Source organism: Mucilaginibacter sp. P1_A3 (assembly GCF_056406855.1).
This window is the reverse complement of record NZ_JBFTZJ010000001.1, coordinates 377,058-397,188: the sequence shown is the minus strand read 5'-3', so window position 1 is coordinate 397,188 and position 20,131 is coordinate 377,058. Positions and strand designations below refer to the sequence as shown.

General features: G+C 41.0%; 14 protein-coding genes. 9 read left to right on the top strand and 5 right to left on the bottom strand.

All coding sequences use genetic code 11. The features are described 5' to 3' along the window. Nucleotides 1-51 precede the first annotated feature (51 nt). Nucleotides 52-639, bottom strand: coding sequence for an HD domain-containing protein (locus tag AC1D0K_RS01670; RefSeq protein WP_477391838.1), 588 nt, complete (start codon nt 637-639; stop codon nt 52-54). A 289-nt stretch (nt 640-928) separates the two neighbouring features. On the opposite strand from AC1D0K_RS01670, the gene AC1D0K_RS01665 reads away from it, so the two are divergent. Beyond that, a complete protein-coding gene (locus AC1D0K_RS01665; RefSeq protein ID WP_477391837.1) occupies nt 929-1,786 on the top strand; it encodes a phosphatase PAP2 family protein in 858 nt (285 codons plus the stop codon). Between the two features lie 58 nt (nt 1,787-1,844). Here AC1D0K_RS01665 and AC1D0K_RS01660 read toward each other — a convergent pair whose 3' ends face one another. Both AC1D0K_RS01660 and AC1D0K_RS01655 read right to left on the bottom strand, forming a co-directional pair. Next, entirely contained in the window at nt 1,845-2,570 is a 726-nt protein-coding gene (locus AC1D0K_RS01660; protein WP_477391836.1) for a LytR/AlgR family response regulator transcription factor, read from the bottom strand. Between the two features lie 22 nt (nt 2,571-2,592). After that, a complete protein-coding gene (locus AC1D0K_RS01655; RefSeq protein ID WP_477441691.1) occupies nt 2,593-3,654 on the bottom strand; it encodes a sensor histidine kinase in 1,062 nt (353 codons plus the stop codon). 256 nt (nt 3,655-3,910) lie between these two features. Between AC1D0K_RS01655 and AC1D0K_RS01650 the strand changes: the two genes are divergently transcribed. Then, nucleotides 3,911-4,501 carry a DUF4202 domain-containing protein gene (locus AC1D0K_RS01650; protein WP_477391834.1) on the top strand — a complete coding sequence of 197 codons (591 nt, stop codon included), beginning with the start codon at nt 3,911-3,913 and terminating at the stop codon, nt 4,499-4,501. A 132-nt stretch (nt 4,502-4,633) separates the two neighbouring features. Here AC1D0K_RS01650 and AC1D0K_RS01645 read toward each other — a convergent pair whose 3' ends face one another. Beyond that, nucleotides 4,634-7,327: a GH116 family glycosyl-hydrolase gene (locus AC1D0K_RS01645; protein ID WP_477391833.1), complete on the bottom strand. Its 2,694-nt coding sequence runs from the start codon at nt 7,325-7,327 to the stop codon at nt 4,634-4,636. Nucleotides 7,328-7,799: 472 nt separating this feature from the next. Here AC1D0K_RS01645 and AC1D0K_RS01640 point away from each other — a divergent pair, with 472 nt between their 5' ends. Further along, nucleotides 7,800-8,852 (top strand): alpha/beta fold hydrolase, encoded by a 1,053-nt coding sequence (locus tag AC1D0K_RS01640; protein ID WP_477391832.1) that lies wholly within the window; start codon nt 7,800-7,802, stop codon nt 8,850-8,852. Between the two features lie 358 nt (nt 8,853-9,210). Further along, on the top strand, nt 9,211-11,160 hold the full coding sequence (locus AC1D0K_RS01635; protein ID WP_477391831.1) for a sigma 54-interacting transcriptional regulator: 1,950 nt from the start codon (nt 9,211-9,213) through the stop codon (nt 11,158-11,160). A 46-nt stretch (nt 11,161-11,206) separates the two neighbouring features. Here AC1D0K_RS01635 and AC1D0K_RS01630 read toward each other — a convergent pair whose 3' ends face one another. After that, nucleotides 11,207-12,580 carry an alginate export family protein gene (locus tag AC1D0K_RS01630; RefSeq protein WP_477391830.1) on the bottom strand — a complete coding sequence of 458 codons (1,374 nt, stop codon included), beginning with the start codon at nt 12,578-12,580 and terminating at the stop codon, nt 11,207-11,209. A gap of 450 nt (nt 12,581-13,030) precedes the next feature. On the opposite strand from AC1D0K_RS01630, the gene AC1D0K_RS01625 reads away from it, so the two are divergent. From AC1D0K_RS01625 to AC1D0K_RS01605, 5 genes are all read left to right on the top strand, one after another. Beyond that, nucleotides 13,031-13,807: an alpha/beta hydrolase gene (locus tag AC1D0K_RS01625; protein ID WP_477391829.1), complete on the top strand. Its 777-nt coding sequence runs from the start codon at nt 13,031-13,033 to the stop codon at nt 13,805-13,807. A gap of 13 nt (nt 13,808-13,820) precedes the next feature. After that, complete coding sequence (locus AC1D0K_RS01620) at nt 13,821-15,623, top strand: amidohydrolase (protein WP_477391828.1); 1,803 nt, start codon at nt 13,821-13,823, stop codon at nt 15,621-15,623. A gap of 28 nt (nt 15,624-15,651) precedes the next feature. After that, nucleotides 15,652-16,659, top strand: coding sequence for an MBL fold metallo-hydrolase (locus tag AC1D0K_RS01615; RefSeq protein ID WP_477391827.1), 1,008 nt, complete (start codon nt 15,652-15,654; stop codon nt 16,657-16,659). 32 nt (nt 16,660-16,691) lie between these two features. Then, nucleotides 16,692-17,624 carry an alpha/beta fold hydrolase gene (locus AC1D0K_RS01610; RefSeq protein ID WP_477391826.1) on the top strand — a complete coding sequence of 311 codons (933 nt, stop codon included), beginning with the start codon at nt 16,692-16,694 and terminating at the stop codon, nt 17,622-17,624. 451 nt (nt 17,625-18,075) lie between these two features. Next, a complete protein-coding gene (locus AC1D0K_RS01605; RefSeq protein WP_477391825.1) occupies nt 18,076-20,130 on the top strand; it encodes a histidine kinase dimerization/phosphoacceptor domain -containing protein in 2,055 nt (684 codons plus the stop codon). Nucleotide 20,131: the final 1 nt, after the last annotated feature.

Below are 20,131 nucleotides of genomic sequence, written 5' to 3'. Positions count from 1 at the left end.
TGTCGGAGAGAGGACGCATTATAATTTAGCTGCGCTGATATTTTTTTGAAATTAAATTTTTATATTTTTTAGTTTTAGATCCTGCAGAACAGTTTGACCATAAGTGGTGAAATAGCGGTGCTCAATTAAAAAGTCGATATTAAGTAATTTCCAGTCTTTGTCTGAAAGTGTTTTATGGAGATAAAATGCCCATTCGTCACGGAGCTTTTGTTCATATCTCTTATAATCGGGTTTGGCAAGGTGGAAAAGATCCGCATCACATATTACACATTCTGCCAGATTTTGTGGGTTTTGAGGTGCCCGTGTTGCAGCGATCAAAGCACATATCTGCACAATATATTCTTGCGGGCAATGTAGCGGTTGAAGAAAGTTTTCGGCAATAATAATGCTCTCAGCTTCATGATCGTGGTAGCTGATGGTATAACCGCTATCGTGAAACCATGCGGCTATCTGTAATAGTTTTATGTTTTCTTCGGCCAATCCTGACTGTTCTCCTATCAAGGTTACCGCTTTAACAACATCCAGGGTATGAGCTTTGTCATGAAAACAGAGTTCTTTAGGAAGCCTGGCACTAAAAAGTTCAATTATATATTCCCCTGCTTTCTGTTCGATCAATGATAGCATAAAAATAAATTGCAAGTATTATACTGTTTAATTCTGTAGAAATGTTGGATATTTTACTTTAAAACCGATATAGTGTGACCTATTTTTACACCGCCTGCACATAACTTCCTGATCCTATCTAAAAACGGGGTCTGATGTGCCTTTGTCTTTTTGGGGGTCAATTTGAAATCAAGACCAGTTGTTGACTTTATTAAGATAAATACGGTTAGCAGTTTTGGCCTATGACGATAACGGCCATGGCAATTTGAATATATTGGATTAACGTGATCCAGGCCGATATTCATCAGATTTAAGTCATATCCTGTTGATTAAGAAATTCTACAGAAAATATTCAGGATTACGGGGTAAAATTGGTATTCACCCATTGATATTGGCAACCATGTTTCTAAGAAAGATACTTTTTATTATCATTTTAACCGTTCCTACAGCTTTACTTGCGCAAGAATTGCCAGCCAGCGACTCCCTGGTATCTGCACGCCCTAAAACCCCGATAACCCGGTTTAACGAATCTTTTATTTCATATATCCCTCCGGTCGCCTTTATCACCTATGGTGTACTTTCTTTCCATGTTAATGGAATTAGGCAAATTGATTATGATATACATAATGACAGACAAGCTGATCATCCTGGATTTAAAACAAATCTGGATAATATCAGCCAGTTTTTACCCGCAGTTATGGTTTATGGTCTAAATATAGCAGGAGTAAAAGGAAAGCATAATTTTGCCGATAGGACTGCGCTGTACGTACTCTCAGAGGGAATTTTTGCAGGGTCCACATTTATTACCAAGAAAACAAGCAACCGTTTAAGGCCAAACGCTGCCGACAGATATTCCTTTCCATCAGGACACACAGGCAACGCTTTTGCATCAGCAGAATTTCTTAACCAGGAGTACGGGGATATTTCGCCATGGTATAGCATTGCAGGTTATACAATTGCAGCTACAACGGGTGTTTTAAGAATATATAATAATGAACACTGGTTTAGCGATGTTGTAGCAGGAGCGGGGGTAGGTGTTTTATCTACCAAACTTGCTTATTTGATATATCCGGTTATCAAAAGGCAATTTACCCATGGCAAACAAAATCCAGGAGTGGGGACAATAATTATCCCTACGTACCAGGATCATGTTATTGGTTTAGCATTTGTTAAAACCCTGTAACACCTATCACTATATTTTATCATTGTTTTGATGGTTCATAATGTAGCAATCTGAATTTTCATTTATTACCTGATTGAGCAGCTAGCGCTTGCTCCAAATCATCTTTAAAGTTTCGCCCGATTGGGATTTGATGCCCATTTAAAACAATGCGGTTACTCTCCAGGCGTTTGATCTGATGAATGGATACAATGAAAGATTTGTGTACCCGTACAAAACGCTTCTGTGGGAAAATATCCAGCATCGCTTTAATTGAACCTTTCAATAAGATTTTTTCTGAGTGCGTATAAATAATGGCATAATCTTTCAGTCCCTGAATGTGTGTAACCTCATTAAAGTGAAGTTTTATGCGCTGAACACCGCTTTTGACAAAAATAAAATCCATGTCTTCACCAGCAGGCATACCCTCTATATTGACATGCTGCGCTTTCAAAGCCAGGAATTCCCTGATTTTTGTGATGGCCTGTTCGAAACGTTTAAAGGATATAGGTTTTAATAAAAAATCAATCACACCCAATTCATAACCTTCAAAGGCGTAGTTGCGATAGGCAGTGGTAAATACAGTCAGGGGCGGGTCTGAAAGTGTTTTCAGAAATTGAATCCCTGTCATTTCCGGCATCTCAATGTCCAATAACAATACGTCGGTCTGGTGATTTTCCATATAATGCAAAGCTTCTCCCGCATGTCGAAACAGTGACACGGATTGTACATAGTCCATTCTTTTTAAGTAACCATCTAATATTTCAAGCGCGAGCGGCTCATCGTCTACCACTACAAATTTCAACATCGTTTTCAAATTAAGTCCGTCTTTACAGTTCAATTACCAGTTTGGCAAAAAAGGTATTTTTTTTGTCTTCAAGCTCAAGAGAATGTCGGGCCGGATAGAGCAGATCCAGGCGCTTTTGTAAATTATCGATCCCAATTCCTCCCTTACTATTACGAACAAATAAAGGTGATTTTGCGTTTTCTATAGTTACCGTCAATATTGACTGATCCAACCCGATGTTTACCTTCAACCAGCCATTTTCAGTCTGTTTGCTCAATCCGTGTTTAAAAGCATTTTCTACCAGTGGCAATAAGAGCAGCGGAGCAATTTCCTGCCCATTCAATTCAGCCGGAATAGTTAGTTCAATAGCAGAGTCAGCACTAAACCTAAGCCTTTCTAACTCAATGTAATTGTGGAGGTAGGTGATTTCTTTTTCCAGCAACACCTTTTCGGCTGTACTGTCATACAACATGTATTCCATCATTTCTGACAGCTTGAGCACCACATCCGGAGCGAGTTCTGATTTTTTAAGCGTTAGCGCATACAGGTTGTTTAATATATTGAATAAAAAATGCGGGTTTACCTGGGCGCGAAGAAAATTAACCTCAGCATTCAGCTTTTCCACCGTAATTTTCTGAATAACGAGTTGCTGCCCATACCAATCGATGCTTAATTTGAGTGCCAATATTAATCCAAGATACCATAAGGTGCTAAAAAAGTTATAGGATAATGCTTCCATTAAATGGCTGCTACGCATTGGGCCCACCACATAGCCATAGAGGTAAAAATCAAACAGGCTTTGAGCGGTTAAATACCCCATCACAGAAATGATAATTGCCGTAAAATAGGCAAGGTACCGCTTCTTTAACAGGTACCTGGGTAAAAAGTATTGCAGGTTAAGATAAGCGATCACGATGAGCAGCACAATCCGGCCGGTAACACAGGCTACAAAATAAGGCATGCTTGCTTTGTAAATGAGATATTTTTTCTCATAAATGAAGAACCCAGTGATGAGCACCCAATAGGCGCCATGCATCAGGGCATGCTTTAATGTGATGCTGCGTTTTGAAAACGGCAGCTTAAGCTGTTTATCCAGAACATCCATTTTGATATGTCATTATCATTCATCATAAAAGAAACTAAAAGCGTTCGATCCACAAAATTATATCGACAAACGGCACAAATAGTAGAGGAATATAAGGATAAAAAGGCTGATGTCTATTATTCCGGTTGTTGGTCAGGAGCATGCCTTTCAATCTTTGCCTGTGGTATTGGCCGAAAATCACAGTTATCTTTATAAATGGTTTTGGCAGTCGGTAAACTATAGTAGCTTTATAAATAATTAACTTTTTTTTCAACCGATGAGTAGATTAAGTAAGGCATTTGAGCTTTTTGACGCTTACAATAAACAAGATCCCCGCAGTTTTACATGGGAAAGTGAAAACCAACCACAGGAATATTTTTTCGCTGTTAAATTATATGAATGGGTTTTAAAACTAAACCCCAATGCTACTGACGAATTATTATTAGCATCCAGAAGTCAGCATATCGGGAGATGGGAAATCCCGCGTGAAGATTATCCGGACGGACGTGAACACTATCTTAAATGGCGCAAGAATCTTGCCCAGCACCATGCTGCCATTGCCGGTCGTTTAATGAAAGAAGCCGGATATGAGGAAGAAACATTGGATCGGGTTAAACAAATCATCCTTAAGCAAAGAATTAAAGTTGATCCTGATGTTCAAACGATGGAGAATGCACTTTGCCTGGTGTTCCTGCAATTACAATATGAAGACTTTAGTAAAAAGTACGAGCATGAACCAGAGAAAATAATAAACATTCTCCGGAAATCATTATTAAAAATGGATGAGAACGGGCATCGGCTTGCACTGAAATTACCTTATTCGGAAAACGGACTTTACCTGCTCAATAAAGCGTTAAGCAGTCTGTAGTTATTCTATGTAAGTAAAACCTGGATTTGCAATGCGGAATATTGGTCTATTATGGGCCGCGATCATATTTCCTTCATGTTGAAGGCAATTACTGATGGCATAAAACTGATCCCCAATGGTAGACTGATATAATTAAATTGAAATCATTAAAAGTTCGTTGGTTTTTATGTTTGCTGCTTGTGGTAGTGTCACCAAAATAGTTGTGCCCGTTTGGATAAAATCAGCGGAGACTTTTTGTCCATTCATCATTACCAAAATGTGGTTTACTTTTTGTTCGTCCATTTTTTCCAGGCTAATTTTCTGTAATTGCAACGAACCATATTTTACTTCAAAAAGATGCTCCTGTTTGCCACCTGTCTTCGTTTGGGAATAAGTGCCCCAGCTTTGGGCCGCAGTAAAGGGAGATTTGAAATTTTCCTTATCCCATTTTGGCGCAAAACGAATAAAGCCTTTCGGGCCATGGTATTCAAAACCACAAGCTGTAATAAAAGTACCATAGCTGGCCATAGCCCGGCCATAATGGTCGCTACATTCAATTTCATTAAAGGGATTGCGCTTAAAAGCATGGTATCGGTCATGAACCGCCCTTGTTAAAACCAGGGCTTCGTCTGTCATTCCTTCGGCCATCAGGTGACTTCCAACCTGATGTTCAAATCCGGTCATGCATTCATAAAAATAGCCCATTTGCCAGGTTGCTGATCCCCCATAGGGATGGGGTTCATCTTTGGGGTTCGTATTCATCACCATGCCGCTTTCGCCAGGTAAAGCATAAGGTCGCCAACCCGAATGTTGTTTCTCAAACGGACCTACATCTTGCATAAAGTTATATTTCCAGAGTGCATTTAAGGCGCTGAGCGTTTTTTCTTTATTGTTGATCCGACCCAGCCCCACCTGCCATGCCCAACTTTGCCCCAGCACCTGGTCGATATGGCAGGTATTGTATGACCCGATCCCTGCCCGCCCTTTCACCGCATCAGGTCTGTGGATGTAATACTCCCCGTTAAATAAAAGATCATCCATGTTTTTTATTCCCTTTGCAGCATATGCTTTGCATCGGGCAGCAAAAACAGCGTCGTTCATTTCTTCTGCCATCACACCGCCTGCCTTTACAGCAGCAATGCACAGCCCTACGATCCAGGCAATTTCGCCATCCCAAATTGCATCCAGGGTATTTTCCATTGGGGTATCCGTCATGCCGTCACCATTCTTATCGGTGTTAATGATAAACTGCGTCGCCTTTTTAATATTGGCCCAATTGTTTTTTAAAAATGTGCTGTCGGTACTCATCTGGTGTTCGCGCAGGCAGCCTAAAATCCTGCCGGCTTGCCCATCAATAGCGGGTCGTTTATTATATTCCCCCCTAAACCATATACCACCATCTTCCTGAAGGGAGATGCCCAGATCTACCCGCTGGCGGTTGTCCCGTTCAATGCCGGGAAATATCCTGCCGATGGCCTGTGCATATTGCCATACGTGCGTGCAATTACCCTCACAGGCCCCAACGCCTTCCCATGCCCATGAACGCCCGGTTTTGAACCGATGGGAGGTAGTAGTGGCTAATGCAGAGATATTCAAAAATGTTCGTTCCAGGAACCAATGTGGCAAACTTGAATTGTGCCAGGTATCATTCCATAGTTTTGTTTGAGATGTTAGATCTACAAACCGGCTGGCCACATAATCGGCAACGGCCAGGGCATCAGAAAACTTATTCAAATAATAATGCCCTGATCTTGCATCAGGAACATTTATACGGTTGCCTACATTAGGGAAATGCCAGCTAATGACAAACTCTTTTTTTATACTTTCCCCTGGCGATAGCTGTTGTGATGAAACTATACCGGCAATTAATTTTTCATCGGCATTAACAACTGCCTCATTTGTTGTTTTTGAGTTAAAAGATGCAGCAGAAAAAGGAAGTGAAAAAGCGGAAATACCCATGGCATTTTTTCCGATGAATGATAAACACATAGAGCCGGTATCGCCGGCGTCACTATACTTTGCTTTATCCAGGGGTTTAAAGGTAGAAAACACCGCCACCTGGTCTGTTTTGTTAATTACTGTATTTACCCTTTTCCCATCACCATTTGCAGTTGCTGAAAATTTATTGACCGCGTTTTCAAGCCACCCCGTTATTTCTATTTCGATAATTTCTGTTCCTGTATTTCTTATTTCAAAAGACTGAACAGTTACCGGAATATTAGAGTTATCCTCATCCAGCGGAATAAATGGAGAAAACGCCGTCAGTTTAATATCTAACGGCAATTTATCATCTATGTAATGAACAACGGCCAAGGGGTAGGTGGCTTCAAATTTTATTTCATCCCAATCATCCTGATGAATGCGTTTTGTTATCGTATTTCCCTGGTATTTAACTTTGATTGCAAAACCCTGCTCCAACGGGCGGATATCTTTTGATGGCTGTATATAGCACGCTCCATCACGTGATCGAACTTTTTCACCCATCCCCTGAACATCATGACCCAATTTAACCACCTTAGGTTCAATGCCTTCCTGGTTTTTATTAAAGATATCCCATAGCCATAACCGGCCATCGCCGCCTAAATACACGGTACCGCAGTTGATACCTCCTACAGGCATACCGATGTATTGCAGTTCGTTTTTAGTTTTCAGATAGATTGTTGTCGTTCCTCTGTTATATAAGGATTTTACCCATTCCTGATCCAGATTTTTATCTAATTGTAAAGGGCCATTTTTTGTTGCCCACCTTACCACAGGGCTTGCCATTACCGGTACACGAGCTACCAACAAACCTGCAGTAATAAGACCTGTATTCTTTAAAAAATCACGGCGCTTGATATTTTTCATTACCAGATTATATTTTTACTATACATAAAATCTCTTTTAGGCGCCAATATCCCCAGATCTGGAGATTTTGTCAAACCTTATTGCATTCCAAAAATCAGGTCAAAACCATGCGGCAAAAAAATGACCATTTCAGTGTACCGTCCGTCAGTAGACAATGAAATTGTCATTACATTTTTTTTTAATCAAAAAAGCACGCAATATGGTGGTCTATTAACGCGGAATGCGCAAAAGCTAACATACTAAAATAATCAGTTGCGAATGAGAAAAATATATTTATTGAAAAAGAGAACACTAACAGGTTCATTGATCCTCCTTAGCACAGGCAGCAACACTTCCAACAAAAAAATTCAGGATTAAAAATGCCCATTTCGCGGTCAATTCGGTCCGGTTGAACTATTTGAAGATTGAATAATGCACAAAATGGGGATATTTTTGAATAATCAAATCAAACAAACAACTAAATAAAAATATCATGTCAAATCCACTCAATTACAGCCGCCGGTTCTTTTTAAGTTTCACAACTGTTATCATGGCTGTCGCATCGTTTGTAATGATCGGTTCAGCAAATGCACAACCCGCCAACCAAAAGCCCGCTGATGCAAAAAAAGCCGCGCAGGAAGCCAATGACGCATTTAACAATATAAAGCAGATTAATGCAGGAGTTTTGAATGTTGGGTACGCTGAAGTTGGCCCAAGCGATGGAAAGCCGGTAATTCTGTTACACGGCTGGCCCTATGATATTCATAGCTATGCTGAAGTTGCACCTTTATTGGCAGCAAAGGGCTACCGGGTAATTATCCCATATTTGCGCGGCTTTGGAACAACCCGTTTCCTTTCAGACAAAACCTTCCGGAACGGCCAACAATCAGTTATCGCCTTAGATATTATTGCTTTAATGGATGCGTTGAAGATAGAAAAGGCAATTATAGCCGGCTTTGATTGGGGAGCGCGAACTGCCGACATCATGGCCGCCCTTTGGCCTGAACGCTGCAAGGCCCTTGTTGCTGTAAGTGGTTATTTGATCGTTAATCGCCAAACAAACCTACAGCCTTTACCACCAAAGGCAGAGCTGGGTTGGTGGTACCAGTATTATTTTGCTACAGAACGCGGCCGCACCGGCTACGATATCAACAGGCACGATTTTAATAAACTCATCTGGAAAATTGCCTCACCGAAATGGAGCTTTGATGATGCCACCTTTGATCGTTCTGCAGCTTCCTTCAGCAATCCTGACCATGTTAGTATTGTGATCCATAATTATCGCTGGAGGCTAAGCCTGGCCAAAGGAGACCCTAAGTATGACTACCTGGAAAAAAGGCTTGCCGCGGGCCCGGTCATCACCGTACCAACCATCACCATCAGCAGCGATTTTGACGGTGCCGCCGCAGACGGAGCAGCTTATGCAAAAAAATTCACAGGTAAATATGCCCATAAAATCCTTAATGGCATCGGCCACAATGTACCCCAGGAAGCACCACAGGCCTTTGCTGACGCGATAGTTGAAGTAGACGGCTATACTAATTAATATTGCCGTGCCATATTTGTGAGGATTAAAATTAAAACGGTTATTTAAGCAAAATATCAAACAGCGATATTTAGCTATTTACACAATCGCCTACAACGATATATCGCTGTAGGCGATTGTGTGTTTGGAGTAACTATATAATTAATGAAATCATAGTATAAACTTTCTGAATACAACAATGCGGGTTGTTTGAAAAAATCAGCTTGTTCCGTCTTTTTTTCGTTTTAATGGCAGAGTTTATGATTTAATGCCATGAGATTTAAATATGAATTACATATTGCGACAGCCTTTAAATTTAAAACAGAAAGATTTATCCAGCGTGAGCACTCAACCCTTATTAATAGTAAATTAGCAAGAGATGAACAGAAAAAATATTCTGATAGTTGAAGATGAATTCATCATAGCCGATGTTTTGCGTGAGATACTGCAGAATGGAGGTTATGATGTTTGCGGAATAGCCGACACTTTTGCTGAGGCCCTGGAGCTTGTAGAGCAACAAAAGCCAGGATTGGTGGTGCTTGATATTTATTTAAAGGGAAAGAAAACGGGGATAGACCTGGCTCATGTTTTATCGGAAAAGAATATTCCATTTATATACATATCTGCCAACTCTAATCAAAAGGTATTAGAAGCAGCCAAAAAGACAAATCCATATGGGTTTGTTGTAAAGCCATTTAGGGAGAAGGATGTACTGATAGCTTTGGATATCGCCTTATACCGTTATGAGAATAATCTGGAGAACGGTTTACGCCAAAATGCTGTATTTCAGAAAAGGATATCCCAAATACTGGAAATGGTATTGGGTTGGGAAGATAAAGTAATGTTGCTTGGCCAGGCTATACAGCCATATATCCCTTTTGAATATATGTCGGTTGGGTTGACACCGGCCGGAATTCACCACTTTAATCAGCTTGGCTTTTTACGGGTGGGATTTGAAGAATATCAGGTGATTGGCCCCAAGGAATTAATGGTGATCACCCGGTTGAAGATGGGCGACCTGACTGCTATGCAAGCCAGGCAGGCACCTATAAAGATTGCTACCTGGTATAACGAACCCGAACTGAATGAGCTGCGCAGCGATGCCCCATTTATAAATTTCATTGCCAATACTTATGATTTAAAATCGTGTTTGGTATTACCGATTAGCATTAGGCATGACATTCAATTTGAGTTTCATTTTTTTAGCCGGCGCCCGGATGCCTATAATGCAGATCACTTGATGATGATTAATCGTTTTCAATCCTTATTGGGGAGTTTTATAAAGGCGATGATGGCTGATGGAAGCAATCCTTTTGGCACAAGTTTCATAGATAATACTGTGGTAAAGCCGGCTATACAGGCTCCCGGCCCCAATTTTTTTGAGGGCATTATAGGTAGCAGCCATTTGTTGCTAAATGTGTTTGATCAAATTATCCAGGTAGCGCCGCACAATTCGTCTGTGCTGATATTGGGCGAAAGTGGCACGGGCAAGGAGAAGATAGCTGATCGTATCCATCAGCTTTCCCCGCGTAAATTGAAGCCATTTGTCAAAGTAAATTGTGCCGCCCTGCCAGCCAGCCTTATTGATTCTGAACTGTTTGGGCATGAAAAAGGATCATTTACCGGGGCCTATGAACGAAAAATAGGAAGATTTGAAATGGCTCACTCCGGAACTATTTTTTTAGATGAGATTGGCGAAATTCCGCTTGAGCTCCAGGTAAAACTTCTCAGGGTATTACAGGAAAAAGAGATTGAACGCATTGGCGGTAGGGTAACAATTAAAACTGATGTACGGGTAATTGCGGCCACTAATCGCAACCTGGAAAAGGAGGTGGCCGAAGGCCGTTTCAGGCTCGATCTGTATTATCGTTTGAATGTTATTTTGATAACTATGCCACCATTACGGGAACGCAAAGAAGATATCCTCGCGCTTGCCGCCCATTTTTTAGGTATATACAATAGAAAAGCAGGGAAGGCAATTAAAGGAATCTCAGACATTGTAATGGAGAAGATGAAAAGCTACCACTGGCCAGGCAATATCAGAGAACTTGAAAACCTGATTGAACGGGAGGTACTGCTTACCAGGGATGATACCATAAATACAATGGCTTTGCCCACTATGCCGATTCAAACGGTTTTCCATGTTGCTGAAAACGGGGTTATCCAAACCATGAGCGAAAATGAAAGGGCCCATATTCTGTCGGCACTAAAAAAATGTAATGGTAAAATATGGGGAGAAGGCGGAGCTGCTGACCTGCTGAACCTACCGCCTACAACCCTTAACTCAAAAATGAAAAAACTGGGTATCAGAAAAGATTATACCGGATGATTATTTAAACAATATCGCCTTTGCCTGTCACCGCGCGGTAACAGAATTAGAATTTAAGCGTGATTGTACTGCCCAGCATTAAAATATCCTTACCCGGCCCAACTTCTTTTAAATAATCGCCTGCGCTAAACCAGGTTAGTTCTTCTCTAAAATACAGGAATTTGTTGGGCGTATATTCAAGGGCTGTGCCTAACTGCCGGCCTACCTTTTTTGAGGTGGTATTTTTACCCGAATAAAGTAACCTGCCATTTACGGCATACAAGCCATCATTTTTGCTCATTCGCCAAAAAAGGTCATAATCCTGTGCAAGTACCAGTTTTTTTGATAACGATATCTGGAAATAGGGGTGTGCATCAAATAAATTCGATGGGCCAATAAGCGCAGCCAATCCAAAATAAGACCCCCTTGGGAAAAGCGGGTTAAAAGTATTTAGTTTACCATCCCTGTAATTTATGTCACCGCTGATTGCTTCCGTTTTTAATCCTAACTGAGGCTTTAACCCCGCCTTGTTAAATGTATAGGAGATGTTGGACGACAAGGTCCAGGCGTTAATATTACTGGTGCTCAATTTTCCAAACTGGTAAACGCCTTCAAAATCATATTGCCAGGTTGGCGAGTTCATAAATATTCTTGTTCCTACAGAATGCCTGGTTTCCTGGCCGGCAATATCATCAAATACAGATGATTTCTTCCATAATCCAAGGTAATAAATATCTACATTTTGTATAAACGGCACATTGCTTATTGTTGCATATCCACCCCAAAATTGTGTATTATGATTAAAGCCATCATCGAAAATACCTGGCTTTGCCTGCACATATTGGGCATAAAATGCATCCAGTTTAAGTTGCCCGTAAGTATACATCATTTTTGCGGCATCAAATGATTGGCGGTTATTTGGTGCTTCTCTGACGGCTACCAATCTTTGCGATCCGTAGGACAATTCTTGTCGACCGAGCCGTAAAGTTAGTTTTTGATGTTTACCAAATGGGGTAGAAACGTCAATAAAAGCCTGGTGCAGATCAAGTGGGTTATTGTCAACCGGCGACGGGGTTTCCAATTGTCCGTTAGCTAAGCTGCTTTGTAGCTGCACAAATGTGCGAAAGTGTTTACCTGCATGAAAATCTACGTGGCCTAAATACCGGGTGAGTACAAAGCCGTCTTTATCATAAGGAACGGCGCCCCAATCTTCATTTTTAAAATAAAAATATTGGTAACGCACCTCGCCGCCGAGGCTAAAATACGTGGTTTTATTGCTATTGACTGGAGTAAATTTCATTTGATGATACCAGTTTGTGCTGGTGTCTTTTGCCAGGTAGGTATAGTTTTCATCGTACCTAAGTGATTTAAATGAAGCATCTTGCGCAAAGCAAATACAGGATGAAAAAATAATGAATAGGCTTAATATATTTCTTTTCATGATAAATTGATTTCTGAATAATAACATGATAGTAAATAGCCAAATGGAGTGCCTTTTATTTAAATTATTGATTATTAGTATTTTAATTTATTTACTTGAACAATTTTTACTTCATGTCGTGATTTGATGGCTGTACAACGAAATAAAGAAAATAGTAAAACGGGTGTATTCGAAGCTCACTTTCCCTTATAGCATTACAGACAATATCATTGACCGGATAGGCAGATTGGGCATCAATCAGCTTTTCTTCTCCATAATGATCAAGTTCATTTTCTAAAATATCTATAACCTTTACTTTATTTCGCTGCTTTTGAGCGTGTGATTACGACATGAAGTAAGTTTTCTTTTAAGGATAATCATATCTATTTAATATACAACACATTATATTATTGGTATTGCGGTTGTGTTCAATGGTCAGGTCAAATAATGATTAACGAACACATTCATCTCATGAAAACCACATCCAAAACTATTGTTTTTATCACCGGGGCCTTTGTAGGTGCATCCTGCTGGGATCAGTGGAGCATTTTTTTTGAAGCCAGGGGCTATAAAACATATGCTCCTGCATGGCCTCATAAGGATGCCCCGGCATGTACCCTTCGGCAAAGGCACCCCGATGCTGCGATCGCGAGGCAGCGGCTGGCCGATTTAACAAATTATTACGACGGGATTGTTCGGCAACTGCTGGAAAAACCAATTCTTATCGGTCATTCTATGGGCGGACTAATTACCCAGCTTTTGGTGCAGCGCGGACTCGCTGAAGCGGGAATTGCCATTCATTCTCTGCAGCCCCAGGGTGTCATGACCTTTAAATTTTCCTTTTACAAAGCAGGCTGGGGGCCGTTAGGCTTTTTTACATCTACTAAAAAATCATACCTGATGTCATTTACCGAATGGCAGTATGCTTTTACCAATGGTATGAACTATGAGGATCAGAAAAGGGCTTATTATGACCTGCTGACGCCTGAATCAAAATTGGTTGTGCGGGACGCTATCACCAATGCTGCCAAGGTGGATTTTACCATTCCTCATGTGCCGCTACTATTCTTGGCCGGCGGTAAGGACAACTTCATCCCGGCCTCTCTCAATTTTTCAAATTTTAAGAAATACCAGGACGCAGGTTCTGTTGCCGATTACAAAGAATTTGAAAACGCCAACCATTTTGTATTGGGCCAGCCCGGGTGGGAGGAAAAGGCCGATTACATTTTAAACTGGATAAAAGCTTAAAACCACAAAAATTATGGAAAATAGTTATAACTCAAAAAAAGGTGCATGGCGATTTTCGGTCATGTTGGCGATGCTATTAACATTAGCAGCCCATCTATCACATGCACAGCAAAAAGCCGACCTTATCATTTATAACGCTAAAGTGGCCACCATGAGCCAGCCCGGAGAATTTAAACAGGCTATAGCGGTAAAAAATGGGATCATCCTGGCAACTGGCACTACCACCCAATTATTGGCCGGCTACAAGTCGTCATCTACAAAATTGATTAATGCAGATGGCAAAACGGTGATCCCCGGATTAAATGACAGCCACATGCATGCCATAAGGGAGGGCCTTAATTTTAATATGGAACTACGTTGGGATGGCGTTAAAACGCTTAAACGGGCGATGGAAATGCTCAAAGAACAGGCTGCCAGGACACCACAAGGTGCATGGGTAAAAGTTGTAGGCGGATGGAACGAGTTTCAATTTGAAGAAAAAAGACAACCTACCATTGATGAGATTAATGCGGCAGTGCCGGATAAGCCGGTGTTTATTACCTACCTGTACGGCAAAGCGTTTTTGAATAAAAAGGGAATACAAGTGTTGGGGTACGATAAAAATACAAGTTATCCGGGTAGTGTTGTTGAACTGGACAAAGACGGAAATCCTACCGGTTTGCTTTATGCTAAAGAAACCCCCATGGCCATTTACAAAACCCTGGCGCTTACCGGTATGCTTACCCCGGAAGAACGCATTAACAGCTCAGCGAATTTTTATCGGGAATTAAACAGTTTCGGTTTAACCAGCGTGGTTGATGCCGCCGGTGGCTCCCAAAATTATGACGCTGATTACCAGGCGTCGCTGGCATTGGCCAAAGCGGGAAAACTTACCGTGCGTACGGCTTATTATCTATTCGCGCAAAAAAAAGGAAAGGAATTTACGGACTATGAAAAATGGATTGCCCAGACCTATCCTAACAAAAATGATCATATCCTGATGGCTAACGGTTATGCAATGGAAGGCGCCGGAGAGAATTTAATCGCTTCGGGAGCGGATTTTGAAAATTTCCTGGAGCCAAGAATCGTCTTGTCAGACAGCATGGAAACCGATCTGGAGCCCGTTATTCGCTTGCTGGTAAAAAACAGATGGCCATTCCGCCTGCACGCAACTTATGGCGAATCTATCGATCGAATGCTGAATGTATTTGAAAAAGTGAACAAGGATATGCCATTTAACGGTTTAAGATGGTTTTTTGACCACGCCGAAACAATAACAGACCCTGAACTGGCACGTATTAAAGCGCTGGGGGGTGGCGTGGCTGTACAATTTCGCATGTATTTCCAGGGTGAACTGTACACCAAAATGTATGGCCAGCCAGCAACGCAGCTGCCCCCTATAAAAAAGATGCTCAGCATGGGGATTCCTGTTGGCATGGGTACAGATGCACCCAGGATCTCTACTTATAACCCCTGGATGGCATTGCATTGGCTGCTAACCGGGAAAACTATTGGAGGGATGCAGTTTTGGCCAAAAGACCAGGTACTGGATAAATTCTCGGCTTTAAAGCTATATACATCCGGCAGCGCCTGGTTCTCCGGTGAACAAAAATTGAAGGGAAAACTGGTAAAAGGCATGTATGCAGATATGGTGATCCTATCCGATGATTATTTCACAGCCAGTACTGAAAAAGTGAAGGCGATCAACGCTTTGGTAACCGTGGTAAATGGCAAAATAGTTTATGCTTCGGGTAAATATTCGGCTCAAAATCCCTCCATCCCAGAAGTAATCCCGGCCTGGTCGCCGGTTAGATATTTCGGTGGCTATCAAAAGTAATTTATCAGTATCATCAATTAACAAAATCATGAAAAATCAAAATATAATCATTGTAGCAACTTTTATAATGCAATTAGTTGCGGCGTCTGTATCTGCCCAAATGGCGCTACCGCCGCAGGTGCCTATTTGGGACGCCAATAAAGTAGAACTAAAGCTGCAAAAGCTTAGCGACGACATTTACGCCATAATTCCTGCAACAGCCGAAAAAGAAACCTCAACGGGCATTCCACAGGCAACAACCGGAGGCTTTATTATTGGTGCTAAGGGCGTATTGCTTATAGAGGTAATGCTAAGCAAACGGCTTTATAACCAGGAAGTAGCACTGATTAGATCTGTTACCGACAAGCCCATCATCTATGCGGTTAATACAAGCGATCATGGCGATCATTGCTTTAGTAATTACCTGTTGCCGGCTTCAACAACGATCATCCAGAACGAGTTTGCCAAAGAAAATCTTGCTAAAAATTACGATAATATCAAACAGTTTATGACTGCACTATTTGGGGCAAACCGAGGTATCGAAAACTCGGTTTACCGGCCTGCGGATATTGTGATACCCAAAAATAGTAATTTAAAACTCGATTTAGGTAACGGTAAGATAGTTGAACTTTTAAATGTGGGTACGGCGCAATCACCGGCAGATCTTTTTGTGTGGATGCCCGCACAAAAAATATTCTGGGCCGGCAATCCCTTTATCGCCGAAAGTCCGGCTATTCCCTGGTTGTTTGATGGCTACTTTTTGGAACCGGCCAACAACCTTAAAAAAGTGTATGATTTTTTACCTGAGGATGCAATAATCATTCCTGGACACGGCAGGGTGACTAATAAAGCAGGCATCAAATATACTATTGATTATGTGGAAGCACTAAAGCAGCAGGTAGAAGTGGCTGTTGACAAAGGCCTTACGCTGGAACAAACCAAAGAGACCGTAAAAATGAACGAATTTAACAAAGGCTATGCGCTGTTTAACTGGTTGCATTTCAACTTCAATTTGCCTAATGCCTATAAAGATATCAGCGACAACAAGAAACAATAAAAAAATTTAACCCCAACACAAATAAAACGATCATGAAAGTAACAAAACAAATTACATGTATAGCATTCGCTTGTTTGCTAACCATTTTTGCAACCGCAACATTTGCCGTAGGCGTAAAACCAGCTTTGCCACCTGCAGGTTTCAAAAATGAATACGCCACCGTTAACGGCGTAAAACTTCATTACGTTATTGGCGGCAAAGGCCAGCCATTGCTATTGGTGCACGGTTTTGGCCAAAACTGGTATATGTGGAACCGCCTGTTACCCGAACTTTCCAAACACTTTACCGTGATTGCCCCTGATTTGCGTGGCGTTGGTGAATCTGGCAAACCGGCAGGTGGTTATGATAAGAAAAACATGGCCGTAGATATGCACGAGCTGATGAAAAAGCTTGGCTATCAGCATATCAATTTGGCCGGGCATGATATTGGCTTAATGGTAGCCTATGCTTATGCAGCACAATTCCCTGCCGAAGTTAAAAAGATAGCCCTCATGGATGCATTGTTGCCAGGCATTGAGCCAGTTTGGAGCCAGGTTAAGGCACAGGCCTGGTGGTTTGGCTTCTTTGGGCAACCACATTCGGGCGAAATTGTATCGGGCAAAGTAGGTTTGTTCTTTACGGATTTTTGGCCTGTAGTTGGTTTTCAAAAAAATGCATTTACCCAGGCCGAAAAAAATGAATTTATCCGGGCTTACTCAGTGCCGGGGGCTACAACCGGGGCTTTCCATTGGTTTGGCCAGTTTTCACAGGACGCCAAAGACAATGTAGAATTTGCCAGGAAGAAACTACCGATGCCATTACTGGCCATGGGGTCTGATCATTTTGCAGGTTCGTTTTTAGCTGCGCATTGTAAACTGGTAGCAACCGATGTACATGAGGCAATCATTAAAGATTCTGGCCATTGGGTGGTTCAGGAGCAAACTGCACAGGTGCAAAAAGATCTTTTGGATTTCTTTTTAAACTAATAAACAAGCCTACTGGAGATGCCGATTTAAATTAAAACTGGCATCTCCTTTTAACGAATGATCTAACCCATAATTAAGGCGCATGAAATATCTTACCCACTGCTTTTATCGTACCTTAAAGCGGCAATAGGTAAAATTGAGATTACAATTGTTTTTCGGCCGCAATTTGCGATCTGGCAACGTACTTTGGACCATAATTGATTATCGCTTATTTTATTATTAACTATTTTTACAAAAGGTATATCTCCCGGCGCAAATGTATAAAGCTATATTTTTATTATTGATACTATACCTTTTCGCGATTCCGAGCCGGGGCCAGATCCTCAATGAGCATGACCTTCGAAACAATATCCGCTTAGCGAAAAAAAGTGTGGCGGATACTAATCAGTTAAAAAGACTCGGTGAAATTGGATTCTACTTCTTTAACCAAGCAGGAAGCAATAAAAAAAAGATGGATACTGCGCTCACTTATTTTAAGAACGCGCTTAACTTAAGCCAGCAGTTACATAAAACCGACGGCAACTACAGTATTGATAAAACTACCACCTACCTGGGCATGGTCTATATCGCTTTAAAAAACAGGGATAGGGGAAAGCAGCTTTATATGAAAGCGATTAGTAATTTTCATATAAAGCGACAAGTGGCATTCGAAGCGCGGACCTGGTATAAGCTGGGTTTATCTGCCGTACAATACAGAACCGGTTACGATTCGTCTGCGCGTAATAGTTTAGCACTTGGCATTGCGAGTTATAAGAATGCCATAAAAATATACCATAAACTAAATGAAACCTCCACCGAAATTAATGTTCGGTACTCCTTGGCCGATGCTTATTTTTTGTCTGATCATTCTGATTCATCTGAAAATGAATGTCTCGATATAATAAAAAACTACCAGTTTTCTGGCCGGAAAGAAATTGCGGGTGCCTTTATGTTGTTATCAACTACAAACAGATATGAAGGTAACTACAATATAGCTCTACCTTATATTTTAAAGGGTATTGAATATTTAAAAAAAACGAATGACACCCTGAGCCGGGAAAGTTTTTACGGCGAATTAGCCTTAGTTTACCAGGAGCTTGGTCAAACCGAAAATAGTATCATTTGGTATCGTAAAACCATACAATTAAGGGAAAGAGTTCCAGGTTATTCCCAAACTTCCATCTTCCGGACTGTAGGATTCGTGGTACAGGGGCTTATAAAACAAAAAAAAATAAATGAAGCTTTAAATGAAATTTTTGCCGCAGAAAAACGACACCCACCCGAAAGTGATTTTATAAAAGGCACCATTGCCGAAATTAAAGGGTATTGTTACGAAGCACAAAAAAACTTTCCCCTTGCCGAAAAGAACTATCTGGATATGATCAGGTTAATTACACCGGGACAGGACGAAAGTGTTTTTCTTTATATAGCCAGACTGGATATCGCTAAGTTTTATGTTCAGCAAAAAAAATATAAAAAGGCAAATCTTTACCTGGATGGACTGGCAGGTAAACGTTTTTTTGCATCCTACGAAAGAGATCTTCAATTCCTTTGGTATAAAATAGATTCGGCCAAAGGAGACTATCTTTCTTCTTTAAATCATCTTAGAAATTACAAAGCTACAAGCGACTCACTTTTTAGCATCATAAAAAACAAGCAAATAGCCGAAATTCAGATCAAGTACGAAACGGACCAAAAGGAGAGGGACATTAAGCTGTTAAAAAAAGATGGTTTATTGCAGCGCGAAAAGGTAATAAGGTCTGAAAATATGCGGAACATTACTCTTGGGGGACTTGTGTTGCTGATATTATTTATTGGGTTATTATATAACGGTTACAGGCTTAAACAACGTAATAATGTATCGCTTAACCAACTGCTAAATGAAAAAGACAGGTTATTGCGAGATAAGGAATGGCTCATTAAAGAGATCCATCACCGGGTGAAAAATAATCTGCAGATTGTTATGGGGCTGCTGCAGCGCCAGTCGGCTTATATCAATAATAATGAAGCATTAGAGGTTATCAAAAACAGTGAGAACCGTATGCATTCGATAGCATTGATCCATCAAAAGCTCTATCAGTCTGAAAGCTTGGACCTTATCAGCATGCCTGAGTACATTGACGAGTTAATCAGCTATTTGAAAGATAGTTATGACCTGGGCAATCGGATACATTTTGAAAAGCAAATTGATGTAATTAAGCTCGATGTAGCGCAGGCAGTACCTCTGGGGTTGATTTTGAACGAAGCAATTACAAATGCCATTAAATATGCCTATGCAAGCGATGAAACGGGAATAGTAAAAATTGCTTTAAAACGGATGGATGATGGTTTCAATTATCTAACGATAATTGACCATGGCAAGGGCTTACCGGCGGGTTTAGATTCGGAAAATGTTGGCTCCCTCGGATTAAACTTGATGAAAGGCTTAAGCAAGCAATTAGGTGGCAAACTTAAAATTGAAAATTTTAATGGTGTGATAGTGAAAGTTTCCTTTAAAACGGAAAACGCCGTCAGCTACGGCATGTGAT